The following is an 11,496-nucleotide window of genomic DNA, read 5'->3' as shown; positions in this document are numbered from 1 at the left end:
GCCCCGGCGCTCCGGCCGGAGCCCCAGGCTTCGGCCCGCCCCGCCCTGCCGGCGGTGGCGGTGGAGCCGGTCGCGGTCGCGGCCCGGGCGGTGGCACCGCTGGTGCCTTCGGTCGCGGTGGCGGCAAGAACAAGGCGCGCAAGTCGAAGCGTACGAAAAGAGCAGAATTCGAGCTGCGCGAGGCCCCGTCGCTGGGTGGCGTATCCGTACCCCGCGGCGACGGTGGAACCATTGTTCGCCTGCGTCGCGGAGCATCCATCACGGACTTCGCCGACAAGATTGACGCGAGCCCCGGAAACCTCGTCACCGTGCTCTTCCACCTCGGTGAAATGGCCACGGCAACGGAATCCCTCGACGAGGCCACGTTCGACGTGCTTGGCAGCGAACTGGGCTACAAGATCCAGATGGTTTCGCCCGATGACGAAGACCGTGAGCTGCTGCTTGCGTTCGACATCGACATCGATCAGGAACTCGAAGACGAAACCGACGAAGACCTTGAGATTCGTCCTCCCGTCGTCACCGTCATGGGCCACGTCGACCACGGTAAGACCGCGCTGCTTGACGCGATCCGAAACGCCAAGGTCGCCGAGGGTGAAGCCGGCGGAATCACGCAGCACATCGGTGCGTACCAGATCATCACCGAGCACGAGGGTATCGACCGTGCGCTGACCTTCATTGACACACCGGGTCACGAGGCGTTCACCGCCATGCGTGCTCGTGGTGCGCAGGTCACCGACATCGCCATCCTCGTGGTCGCCGCCGATGACGGCATCATGCCGCAGACGATTGAGGCACTCAACCACGCCCAGGCCGCCAACGTGCCGATCGTGGTCGCAGTGAACAAGATCGACAAGCCCGGCGCCAACCCGCAGAAGGTGCGTCAGCAGCTCACTGAATTCGGCCTCGTCGCCGAAGAGTACGGCGGAGACGTCATGTTCGTCGACGTGTCGGCCAAGAACAAGACCGGAATCAAGGAAATCCTTGACGCCGTGCTCCTGGTCGCCGACGCCGGACTCGACATGCGCTCCAACCCGAACAAGGATGCCCGTGGTGTCGCCATCGAGGCGCGCCTGGACAAGGGCCGCGGCGCGGTGGCGACCGTGCTCATCCAGTCCGGAACGCTGCACGTCGGAGACTCCATCGTCGCCGGAACGGCCTACGGCCGTGTTCGTGCAATGGCCGACGAAAACGGTGTCGCCGTTCTCGCCGCGACGCCGTCCCGCGCGGTGCAGGTGCAGGGTCTGTCGAGCGTTCCCCGCGCCGGCGACACCTTCCTCGTCATCGAGGAAGACCGCACCGCCCGTCAGATCGCCGAGAAGCGCGAAGCCGCCGAGCGCAACGCCCTGCTGGCCAAGGCCCGCAAGCGCATCAGCCTCGAAGACTTCACCCGTGCCCTCGAAGAGGGCAAGGTCGAATCGCTCAACCTCATCATCAAGGGTGACGTTTCCGGTGCCGTCGAGGCCCTGGAAGAGTCGCTGCTCAAGATCGAGGTCGACGATTCGGTTCAGCTGCGCATCATCCACCGTGGTGTCGGTGCGGTCACGGAGAGCGACGTCAACCTCGCTACCGTCGACAACGCCATCATCATCGGGTTCAACGTTCGTCCCGACACGAAAGCCCGTGAGCGTGCCGCTCGCGAAGGCGTCGATGTGCGGTTCTACTCCGTCATCTATTCCGCCCTCGAGGACATCGAGAATTCCCTCAAGGGAATGCTCAAGCCCGAGTACGAAGAGATCCAGAGTGGTATCGCCGAAATTCGCGAGGTTTTCAGCTCGTCGAAGTTCGGAAACGTCGCCGGTGTCATCGTGCGCTCCGGAACCATCACCCGAAACGCCAAGGCTCGCGTTATTCGCGAGGGCATCGTGGTGGGGGACAACCTGGGCATCGAGTCGCTGCGTCGCTTCAAGGACGATGTCACCGAGGTCCGCACGGACTTCGAGTGTGGTATCGGACTGGGCAAGTTCAACGACATCCGAATCGGCGATGAGATTGAGACCATCGAAATGAAGGAGAAGCCGCGCGTCTAGCGTTGGCTTGTTGGGGTCGGGCTCATTATGGGCCCGGCCCCAGTATCAAACCGGGTCTCCGCAAATTTCTTCCAAAAAGGAAAGAGCGGGGACCCCTACCCCGATTCCCCTTTCGGAAGAGATTTGCTCCGTTCCTCAGCGGGCAGGCAGTATCCGTCTAAAACGGTGAAAAGTACAGAACGATCGGGCGTTTCGACGCCTGCTGACAAGGAGTGAGTCATGGCAGATCCGGAACGCGCCAGAAAGATGGCGGACCGCATTAAGGTCATCATCGCCAAGCGGCTGGAGCGCGGCCTGCGCGATCCGAGGCTCGGGTTCGTGACTATCACCGATGTGAAGGTCACGGGCGATCTGCAGCACGCCTCGGTGTTCTACACCGTCTATGGTTCGATCGAGGAGCGCACCGACAGCGCAGCCGCGCTGAAGGCCGCAACCGGCCTCATGCGCAGCGAGGTCGGTAAGAACATCACGGCGCGGCTCACGCCGTCGATCGAGTTCATCGCCGACGGCATCCCCGAGAATGCGGCTTTGATCGACGACCTCCTGCGCGAAGCCCACGATCGGGATACCGCGACCGAGGACAGCAAGGGAACCGCCACGTACGCCGGCGACGCTGACCCGTACAAGAAGCCGCGCGACTACGACTCAGACGGCGACTCCGACGGCGATGCGTCTGACGAGTCTGACGAGTCTGACATCGGGAGCACGCCCAAGCACTAGGGCGCCGCACCACTTTGAACGTGGCCAGAGCCCCGTCCGCGTTGAGGCGTTGGTTTACGGGGCGGGCGTGGGGGGCCGCTCGTAGCGGGTGAAACGGTAGGGGAGCGCGGTGCTGGAGCGGAGCCATCCGCTTGCGGGAGCTGTGCTGACTCGGGTCCAGGCGGCGTCGAGTGCGGGCGCGAGGGTGTCACCAGCGATCGAGGCGTCAATCTCGGTCACCTCGAGCACGTCGGCGTGGGCCAGCGCCAGCCGGTAGATTTCGGCGCCGCCGATCACCCAGACCGGCCCCTCGGCCAGGGCGAGCGCATCGTCGAAACCGTGGGCAGCGGATGCTCCCTCCGCGGCCCAGTCCTGCTGCCGAGTGATGACAACGTTCTGCCGGCCAGGCAGAGGACGAAAACGCTCCGGCAGCGAATCCCAGGTTCGTCGGCCCATGATGACGGCGCCGCCCCGGGTGACCGCGCGAAAATGGGCGAGGTCTTCGGGCAAATGCCAGGGCATGATCCCGTCGGCGCCGATCACACCGCTCACGGTCTGCGCCCAGATCAGGCCGATTTTCATACCGCGACCGCACCCTTGATGGCTGGGTGGTGCTGGTAGTTCTCGAGCACGAGGTCCTCGTACTCGTAGTCGAACAGGCTGGCACGACCCGGTTTGACGCGCAGCGTGGGGGAGGGAAACGGAGTGCGGGAGAGCTGCTCGGTGACCTGCTCGACGTGGTTGTCGTAGATGTGGCAGTCGCCGCCGGTCCAGACGAACTCGCCGAGGTCGAGCCCGGCCTGCTCGGCGACGAGCTGGGTGAGCAGGGCGTAGCTGGCGATGTTGAACGGCACGCCGAGGAAGAGATCGGCACTGCGCTGGTAGAGCTGGCACGACAGCCTGCCGTCGGCGACGTAGAACTGGAACAGGGCGTGGCAGGGCGCGAGGGCCATTTTAGGCAGGTCCGCCACGTTCCAGGCAGAAACGATCATGCGACGGGAGTCGGGGTCGGTGCGGAGGGTGTCTAACACCACGCTGATCTGGTCGATGGTCGTGCCGCCGGGAGTGGGCCAGGAGCGCCACTGCACGCCGTAGACCGGACCGAGTTCGCCGTTCTCGTCGGCCCACTCGTTCCAGATGCGCACACCCTTCTCTTGCAGCCAGGTCACGTTGGAGTCGCCGCGCAGAAACCAGAGCAATTCGTAGGCGATCGACGCGAAGTGCACTCGTTTGGTGGTCACGAGCGGAAATCCGGCGGCCAGGTCGAATCGCAGCTGCCGGCCGAACACGCTGCGGGTGCCGGTTCCGGTGCGGTCGGTCTTTTTCGTGCCGTGCTCAAGGGTCTCGCGCAGCAGGGCCGCGTACTGGGCGTCGGCGTCGGGGAAGGCGGCGAGAGAAGTCGTTGAAGTCACCGGTCAATCGTACGCCGCGGTGCGGGTCGCCTACTCCGGTAGGGTGTGGCCGCCCTCGGCCGAAATTGCCAGGCCGTCGGCCACAAGGCTGGCCAGCGCGCGCTGCAACTGGGCCGCATCCGGCCAGAGGGTGGCGATCTCGGCCTCCGTCACGGATCGGTGGGTCGACCGCAGTTCGGCCATGATCAGGCCGCGCACCTGCCGGTCGCTGCCCTCGAATTTCTTCTGCACCGTCTTGCGGATGCCGGTGTATTCTGGGTACCCGGCGGCCCGCCAGGCGCAACATTTCCGAATCGGGCATACCTCACACTTGGGGCTGCGGCTGGTGCAGACGACCGCGCCGAGCTCCATGATCGCGGCGTTGAACAGGGCCGCCTCGTGCACGCTCTGCGGCAGCAACGCTCCCATCGCATCAAGATCCCGGCCACGATTGGGCGGCGACGGTTCACCGGCGCCCGCGATCGCACGAGCGATCACCCGCCGCGTGTTCGTATCGACGACCGGATGCCGATGGCCATACGCGAACGCGGCCACCGCCCGGGCGGTGTAATCCCCGATGCCGGTCAGGGCCAGTAGATCGTCGACGTCGGATGGCACCACGCCGCCGTGCAGCTGCGTGATCTGCACGGCCGCCGCGTGCAGCCACAATGCGCGCCTCGGGTATCCGAGACTGGACCAGGCCCGCACCGCTTCGCTCGGCGGCACCGCGGCGAGCGAAGCCGGTGTCGGCCAGCGCGCCAGCCACTCCTCCAACCGGGGAATGACCCGGTTCACCGGGGTCTGCTGCAGCATGAACTCGCTCACCAAAATGCCCCAGGCTCCGAAACCGTCGCGGCGCCAGGGTAAGTCGCGCGCATTGGCCACGAACCAGGCGTTGAGGGTCGCGGAGACGCTTGCCGCTTTCACGGGCGCAGAGGGTGTGACGTTCATCCGTTCTAACCTAGGCTCGATTCATGAAGCTGGTTTCCACACCGCGCATCGACTTTTTGCGTGTCCTCTCCGCTGAGATCCTGCACAACTACGGCCGCGGCCGCACGATCGTCGCCATCGATGGAACGGATGCTGCCGCTCGCTCCGCGTTTGCCGACGACCTCTCCGCAGTGTTCCGTGAAGACGAACGGCGTGTTTTTCGGGCGAGCCTGCGCTACTTTCAGCACTCGCGCGCCGAGCAGCAGCAACTCGCACCCGACACCCCGGAACGAGCGTACCTGGTCGGCTACGACTACTCGGCGCTGCGGCGCGTGCTTGTCGAACCCTTCCGCCTGGGCGGCAGCACCGGGTTCGTTACCGAGGAATTCGATCCCGACCGGGATGCCTGGATTCAGCCGACCTGGCAGACCGCTCCCGCCGACGCCATCCTCATCGTGGACGGCGACTACATCAACCGGCCCGAATTGCACGGCCTCTGGCTTTACAGCGTGCTGCTGGAGGGCGCACCCGGGAGTGAATCGTTTGCGCGTTACCTCGCCGAGGTACACCCGCGCGACATCGTGTCGGCCGTTATCGATTCGACCGACCCGCAGGCCCTGCGTCGCGTGCTGACCGACCGCTGCTGAGACCTATCGAAATCGGGCCAGGACCTCGGCCGGGGCCAGAAACCGGCCGCTCCGCTCGACCTCGTGCACGAGCTCGGTCAGCAGCGCGTTCACCGGCACGGCCACGCCCGCCGCGGCTCCCGCACGCATGACGGCACCGTTGAGAAAGTCGATCTCGGTGCGCTGGCCGCGGGCGAGGCTCTGCAGGGTCGAACCCTGATTCGGCACCGTGCCCATGCGCGCCCGCATCGACAGCGGCAGTATCTGTCCTGCCCAGAGCGGCGCCAGTGCAAACACGCGCAGCCTCCGGTGCGAGAGCCCCTGCAGCGTGCCGAACCGCACTTCGCTGGCGAGCCCCACCCGCACGGTTTCGCGCATGCTCCGGGTCAGTAACCGGCGCAGGCTCGCGCAGCCGATAACCTCCTGCACGCTGAGCCCGGTGATCGCCGGCAGGGCGTTGAGCATATTGACGACGAGTTTGGTCCACTGCGCGCCGACGAAGTTGTCGACGGCCAGGGTAGGCATTGCGGCGTGCAACACAGCCTGCCAGCGCCGTGTCACCGTATCCGCTGGACCGTCGCCGCGTCCCAGATAACTCAGCGCCGCCGTCGTCACCCGAACCCGGCCCGGCCCCTCGTAGTGGGCGGCAATGATCGTGATCAACCCGAGACACTCGGATCGAGGCAGCAGTCGCTGGGCGGTCGCGACCCCGTCGAGTCCGTTCTGCACGACGATCACCGGAGTGCCATTGAGTAGGGCAGCATTCTCGGTAATCGCGGCGGCAGCATCCTGCGCTTTGGTACAGACCAGCGCCAGGTCGTACGAATCGACCAGCCGTTCCACGGCCACCGGCCGCGCGAACCGTTCACCGTAGCCACCGGTCAAGCGGATGCCGTCAGCCAGCACCGCCGGCAGCGCGGCCCCGCGCACGGTCACGACCACATCGTGCCCCTGCTCGGCGAGCAGGCAGCAGAACGTGCTGCCCAGGGCGCCCGCACCGATGACCGCGATTCTCACGGCTCAAATACTACGGGGCAAACCCAGCGGCCGATTCGCACCGCGGCCCCGGTCGCACGCTGATACCCTCAGGAAATGACCAGCGGCCTTCTACTCATCGACAAGGCGCAGGGCTGGACCAGTCATGACGCTGTCGCCCGAACCCGGCGCCTGGCCGGAACGCGTAAGGTCGGCCATGCTGGCACCCTCGACCCCATGGCGACCGGCCTGCTCGTGCTCGGCATCAACAGCTCGACCCGGCTGCTCACCTACGTGGTTGGCCAGGGCAAGGAATATCTAGCGACCATCCGCCTCGGCCAGTCCACCACAACGGATGACGCGGAGGGCGATGAACTCACCCGCGCCACCGCAGAGCGGGTCGCCGCCGTAACACCCGCAGCCGTCGCGGCCGGCATCGCTGACCTCAGTGGTGACATCAGCCAGCAGCCGAGCGCGGTCAGCGCCATCAAGGTTGACGGTAAACGTGCCTATGCCAGGGTGCGCGCCGGCGAAGACGTGCAGTTGCCGTCCCGCCCGGTGACCGTGAGCGAGTTCGCGCTGCTCTCGAGCACCCGGCGAGACGGTTTTCTTGACCTCGAGGTGCGCGTCGAATGCGCCTCCGGCACCTACATTCGCGCCCTGGCCCGCGACCTCGGCGCCGCGCTCGGCGTCGGCGGCCACCTCACCGCCCTCCGCCGCACCCGCATCGGCCCGTTCCGCATCGAAAACGCGGCCACTCTCGAACAGGTCGACGTCGTAGCCGACCTCATTTCTCCAGCGGATGCCGCCACCCGGCTGCTCCCGCGCCTCGACCTGTCGGCCGAGCAAGCGGTCGATCTCGGCCACGGCAAACGCATCCGTATCGAACCCGACGCCACCCGCACGGGACCGGTCGCCGCCATCGCCCCGGACGGCCGACTGGTCGGGCTGGTCGAGTACCGCGGTGACCAGGCCAAGTCGTTGCTGAACTTTCCGGCAGACCTGCCCAATGAACCGTACGAGAGCGAATCGTCATGATCGAATGGTTCACCTGGCTGCAACTGGCCATCGCCGTGCCGGGCGGCCTGCTCTGCGTCGTGCTCGGCCTGGTCGGCCGCAAACCCACCGACCTCACCATGGGAGCGACCGCGCTCGTCGAACTCTTGCTGATCGTGCAGCTGGCTGCCGCGATCGCGGCGCCGCTGGCCGGCAACACCGCGACCGGCAGCCTGCTCGAGTTCTACACCTACCTGATCAGCGCCATCGCGCTGCCGGTTGCGGCCGGATTCTGGGCTCTCGTCGAACGCAGTCGCTGGAGTACGGTCATTCTCGGCGTGACCTGCCTGTCGGTCGCGGTCATGCTCTACCGAATGAACCAGATCTGGAACGTGCAGGGCCGCTGACCTTCGGTTCCGGGTTCGCAGCGGATACTGCGATAATTAGTGAGCAATGATGAATGCTAAGCAATGACAGACTTCCAGTCCGAAGCACCGGCCCCCGCCAATCGGGTGAGCGGAATCGGTCGACTCCTCATCGCCGTGTACGGCGTGCTGGCCCTCGCAGCCACCGGGCGTTCGTTCGTTCAGATCGCGCGCGCTTTCAACGAGGCACCGCTCGCCTACTCGCTGTCGGCCCTCGCCGCCGTGGTCTACATCGTCGCAACGATAGCCCTGGTGAAGCGCAGTGCGCTCTGGTATCGCGTCGCCTGGGGCACGATCGGCTTCGAACTGCTCGGCGTGCTGGTCGTCGGAACGCTCAGTCTCGTCGTCCCTGGCTTGTTTCAACACGCCACGGTGTGGTCGATCTATGGCAGCGGGTACCTGTTCATTCCGCTCGTGCTGCCGCTGCTCGGCATGTGGTGGCTCGCACGCCACCCGGTGTCGCCAGCCGGGAGTCGCGCATGAAAACCTTCTATGGCGTTGACTCGGTTCCGAGCGACTGGCCGGCCTCAGCCGTGAGCATCGGCAAGTTCGACGGCGTGCACGCCGGGCACCGAGCCGTCATCACCGAGCTCAAAACCATTGCCGCGCGGGAGCAGCTCGCGGCCATCGTCGTTACGTTTGACCGGCATCCGCTTGCCTTGCTCTCGCCGACGACCTGCCCGAGCGCCCTGGTCAGTGCCGAGCAGAAGCTCAACCTGATCGCTGAGACCGGTGTCGACGCGACCCTGCTGCTCGAATTCAACCATGCCCTGTCGAGCCTGCCGCCGCGGCAATTCATCGAACGCATCCTGGTCAACGCCCTTCATGCGCGCTTTGTCTTGATCGGTCGCGACTTTCGGTTCGGGGCGAAGGGGGCCGGGGATGTCGCACTGCTCCGTGATCTCGGCGCAGAGTTCGGCTATGCGGTGCGCATGATCGACGACGTTATGCCCGACGGCGCACGCCGGGTGTCGTCGACCTGGATTCGCGAGCTGCTCGGTGCCGGTGCCGTGGCCGAAGCTGGCCAGCTGCTCGGGCACGTACCGACCGTGCGCGGCGTCGTCGTGCACGGAGCCGCCCGCGGTCGCGAACTGGGCTTTCCCACCGCCAACCTGTCGGCCGATTCCGAAGGCCTGATTCCCGCCGACGGCGTGTACGCCGGTTGGCTGACGGATGCCGGTGCCCGGTTCCCGGCGGCCATTTCGGTGGGTAACAACCCCACCTTCGACGGCGTCGCACAAAAGCAGGTCGAAGCTTACGTGCTCGACGAGGTCGATCTAGACCTGTACGACCACGTGGTCGACGTGTCATTCGTGGAACGGATTCGCGGCATGGTCGCCTACTCGGGCATCGACCCGCTGATCGAACAGATGCGCGATGATGTCGACCGGGTGCGCTTGATTCTGAATCTTTCGAGCGCGAGCTAGTCCAACTGCATAGCTGCCCAGGCGTGCGGCTCAGTGCGTGGGGGTCATTCATGGGGGCCAGATCGCCCCGGTACGCTGGGCACACGAGCATTTTTCCTGGGGGGTTCCATGCAGCAAGCACGAGCAATAGAAACGCGCGCGGCGATAATTCGCGGCGCTGCGGCGGCGTTTGAACAGCGCGGTTACGGAAGCACATCCCTCGCGCAGGTGAGCGCCGCCGCCGGGGTCACCAAGGGCGCACTGTACTTTCACTTCGATTCCAAGGAAGCCCTCGCGGTCGCCATAATCGATGCCCAGCACGAGCAATCGGTCGGCGCGGGTCGTCTACTGCTCGAAAACAACGTGCCCGGCCTTTTCGCCCTCGTCTCGATGTCATACGAGCTGGCTCGCCAGCTGCGGGATGACCTCATTGTCAGTGCCGGGGTGCGCCTGACCATTGAGGCGGTCAACTTCTCAACGGCGGTATCGGCACCTTATCTGGACTGGATGGTCGCCTGTGAGGAATTCCTGCGGCGGGGAATTGTCGAGGGTGATGTCGCTCCCACGGTGGACGTGCGGGCCGCTGCGCACTTTTTCACGGCCGCTTTCACGGGGGTCCAAGTTGTCTCCGACGTGTTGACCCGGCGCGGCGACATCGATCAGCGCCTGACCGAGATGTGGGCGCTACTCCTGCCCGGCCTCGTCGCCCCCGAGCGCTGGGACGAGTTGAAGGACCTGCCCGCGAACGTGCAGCGGGAGCGCGTCGCGGCTGCGGCCCTAGACTGATTGGGTGAATACCTCCGTCTCGCGCCGACTGTGGCCGGGACGTGGCCTCGCCCTGCTGGGCCTCATTCTGGTCGCGGCAAACCTGCGCACGGCGGTCGCTGCACTGTCGCCGATCGTGACCGAGATCAACGTCGATATTCCGCTCGGCGCGGTGTCAGTCGGCGTGCTCGGCATGCTCCCGCCAGTATGTTTTGCCTTCTTCGGCATCTTCACCCCCATGATCACCCGCCGCCACGGCCTCGAGCTGCCACTCGTGCTCGCACTCGGGGCGATCCTGGTCGGTCACCTGACTCGAGGTCTGTCCGGCTCGTTCGCCATGCTCATCATCGGCAGTGTCATCGCCTTCGCCGGCCTCGGCGTCGGAAACGTGCTCCTGCCGCCGCTGGTCAAGAAGTATTTTCCCGACCGCGTGGGGCTCGTGACCAGCCTCTACGTCACCGTCTTGTCGCTGAGTACGCTGATACCGGCACTGATGGCGGTTCCGGTAGCAAATGCCGCTGGCTGGCGGATATCGCTCGGCATGTGGATGCTGCTGGCTCTGCTCGCGCTGGTGCCCTGGGTTACCTTGCTGATGCGGCACCGCACTGCGGGAACATCCGGCTCCGTCGTTGACGAGGCCGACGCCGCCATTCTGGGGCGACTATGGAGGTCGTCCATCGCCTGGGCAATCGCCGGCGTGTTCGCGGTCTCGTCGCTCAACGCCTACGCGATGTTCGCTTGGCTGCCGCAACTGCTCGTCGAGACCGCCGGCGTCAGTGCCGCCCAGGCCGGAACGCTTCTCGCCCTCTACGCCAGCATGGGGATTCCCTGCGCGCTGATCATCCCGGTACTCACGGCTCGTATGAACAACGTGGGGCCGCTCGTCTATGTCGGTGTGTTCGCGTTCGTAGCCGGTGATCTGGGGCTGCTGTTTGCGCCGGAGACCCTGACCTGGCTTTGGGTCGCCTTGGCCGGCCTCGGACCGCTGTTCTTTCCCCTCGCGCTCGTTCTCATCAATCTGCGCACGCGCACCCACGCGGGCGCTGTCGCGCTCAGCAGCTTTGTGCAGAGCGTCGGCTATACCCTGGGAGCCTTGGGGCCGCTGGCCTTCGGCCTGCTGCACGAGCTCAGCGGCGGGTGGACCTGGCCCCTAGGCTTCTTGCTGGCTACCGCGCTGATCATTGTGATCGCAGGGGCCGTGATCGGTCGTCCGCACGTGCTGGAAGATGACCTGGACCGATCGCGCTGACTGCCGG

General features: G+C 65.7%; 13 protein-coding genes. 9 read left to right on the top strand and 4 right to left on the bottom strand.

Going from position 1 to position 11,496, the window contains the following annotated elements; genetic code table 11:
* Together infB and rbfA are read left to right on the top strand one after the other, a co-directional pair.
* Window positions 1–2,027, top strand: a 2,027-nt coding sequence (gene infB / locus E3T47_RS14890) for a translation initiation factor IF-2 (protein WP_134556827.1), incomplete at its 5' end; no start/stop codon positions are given.
* Window positions 2,028–2,246: 219 nt separating this feature from the next.
* The gene (rbfA, locus tag E3T47_RS14885) at window positions 2,247–2,747 is read left to right on the top strand and encodes a 30S ribosome-binding factor RbfA (RefSeq protein ID WP_134556826.1); all 501 of its coding nucleotides are present in this window, start codon (window positions 2,247–2,249) and stop codon (window positions 2,745–2,747) included.
* Window positions 2,748–2,801: 54 nt separating this feature from the next.
* Here rbfA and E3T47_RS14880 read toward each other — a convergent pair whose 3' ends face one another.
* The 3 genes from E3T47_RS14880 to E3T47_RS14870 are packed head-to-tail and all read right to left on the bottom strand — an operon-like array spanning window position 2,802 to window position 5,068.
* The gene (locus tag E3T47_RS14880) at window positions 2,802–3,308 is read right to left on the bottom strand and encodes a dihydrofolate reductase (RefSeq protein WP_134556825.1); all 507 of its coding nucleotides are present in this window, start codon (window positions 3,306–3,308) and stop codon (window positions 2,802–2,804) included.
* Window positions 3,305–4,138: a thymidylate synthase gene (locus E3T47_RS14875; protein WP_166805732.1), complete on the bottom strand. Its 834-nt coding sequence runs from the start codon at window positions 4,136–4,138 to the stop codon at window positions 3,305–3,307. The genes E3T47_RS14880 and E3T47_RS14875 overlap by 4 nt, the downstream gene beginning before the upstream one ends.
* A gap of 30 nt (window positions 4,139–4,168) precedes the next feature.
* Window positions 4,169–5,068: an HhH-GPD family protein gene (locus E3T47_RS14870; RefSeq protein ID WP_134556824.1), complete on the bottom strand. Its 900-nt coding sequence runs from the start codon at window positions 5,066–5,068 to the stop codon at window positions 4,169–4,171.
* 23 nt (window positions 5,069–5,091) lie between these two features.
* Between E3T47_RS14870 and E3T47_RS14865 the strand changes: the two genes are divergently transcribed.
* Window positions 5,092–5,694, top strand: coding sequence for a nucleoside/nucleotide kinase family protein (locus tag E3T47_RS14865; protein ID WP_134556823.1), 603 nt, complete (start codon window positions 5,092–5,094; stop codon window positions 5,692–5,694).
* 3 nt (window positions 5,695–5,697) lie between these two features.
* On the opposite strand, the gene E3T47_RS14860 is transcribed toward E3T47_RS14865, so the two are convergent.
* Entirely contained in the window at window positions 5,698–6,690 is a 993-nt protein-coding gene (locus tag E3T47_RS14860; protein ID WP_134556822.1) for a ketopantoate reductase family protein, read from the bottom strand.
* Window positions 6,691–6,765: 75 nt separating this feature from the next.
* Between E3T47_RS14860 and truB the strand changes: the two genes are divergently transcribed.
* The 6 genes from truB to E3T47_RS14830 all read left to right on the top strand — a co-directional run bounded on the left by truB (window position 6,766) and on the right by E3T47_RS14830 (window position 11,489).
* Window positions 6,766–7,686: a tRNA pseudouridine(55) synthase TruB gene (gene truB, locus E3T47_RS14855; protein ID WP_134556821.1), complete on the top strand. Its 921-nt coding sequence runs from the start codon at window positions 6,766–6,768 to the stop codon at window positions 7,684–7,686.
* Window positions 7,683–8,051: a hypothetical protein gene (locus E3T47_RS14850; protein ID WP_134556820.1), complete on the top strand. Its 369-nt coding sequence runs from the start codon at window positions 7,683–7,685 to the stop codon at window positions 8,049–8,051. Before truB ends, E3T47_RS14850 begins: the two co-directional genes overlap by 4 nt.
* A gap of 63 nt (window positions 8,052–8,114) precedes the next feature.
* Entirely contained in the window at window positions 8,115–8,552 is a 438-nt protein-coding gene (locus E3T47_RS14845; RefSeq protein ID WP_134556819.1) for a hypothetical protein, read from the top strand.
* Window positions 8,549–9,496: a bifunctional riboflavin kinase/FAD synthetase gene (locus tag E3T47_RS14840; protein ID WP_134556818.1), complete on the top strand. Its 948-nt coding sequence runs from the start codon at window positions 8,549–8,551 to the stop codon at window positions 9,494–9,496. The genes E3T47_RS14845 and E3T47_RS14840 overlap by 4 nt, the downstream gene beginning before the upstream one ends.
* A gap of 108 nt (window positions 9,497–9,604) precedes the next feature.
* Complete coding sequence (locus E3T47_RS16110) at window positions 9,605–10,261, top strand: ScbR family autoregulator-binding transcription factor (RefSeq protein ID WP_134556817.1); 657 nt, start codon at window positions 9,605–9,607, stop codon at window positions 10,259–10,261.
* A 4-nt stretch (window positions 10,262–10,265) separates the two neighbouring features.
* On the top strand, window positions 10,266–11,489 hold the full coding sequence (locus tag E3T47_RS14830; protein WP_134556816.1) for an MFS transporter: 1,224 nt from the start codon (window positions 10,266–10,268) through the stop codon (window positions 11,487–11,489).
* Window positions 11,490–11,496 lie beyond the last annotated feature (7 nt).

It is taken from the genome of Cryobacterium ruanii (genome assembly GCF_004404055.1).
GTDB lineage: Bacteria > Actinomycetota > Actinomycetes > Actinomycetales > Microbacteriaceae > Cryobacterium > Cryobacterium ruanii.
Note: the sequence above shows the minus strand (reverse complement) of the source record. Positions and strands in the feature narration are given on the sequence as shown.